Raw genomic sequence first — 371 nt, forward strand, 5'->3', positions numbered from 1 at the left:
TGCACCCTGAGGTCGTCGAGGGTCGACAGCGTGCGCCGGTCCTCGGGCAGGCGCAGCCTGATGTCGACGGCGTCGTCCGCACCGGCCGGCCGGTATTCACTGAGCTTCAGCCCGTTCGTCACCAATTGCACAACCGTGCCGACCGAGGTCGGGCTAATGCCATATTGTGCCGCCTTGGCGCGATCGACGTCGAGCGCCCAGTCGACGCCGGGTGGCGGCAGGCCGTCGGAAATATCGATGACACCGGGCACCTTGGCAATGCGCGCGGCGACGGCGCGCGCCTTGTCGTCGAGGCCTTTCGGGTCGACGGCTGACAGCCTGATCTGGATCGGCTTGCCGGTGGGCGGGCCGGCCTCGGGCACGCGAACCTC

The 371-nt window shown here is 69.0% G+C and carries 1 pseudogene; it reads right to left on the reverse strand.

The annotated features are described in order from the left end of the window. Positions 1 to 371: pseudogene (locus AC0L18_RS32455) on the reverse strand (AcrB/AcrD/AcrF family protein); the annotation flags it as partial.

It is taken from the genome of Mesorhizobium sp. WSM4819 (assembly GCF_055811215.1).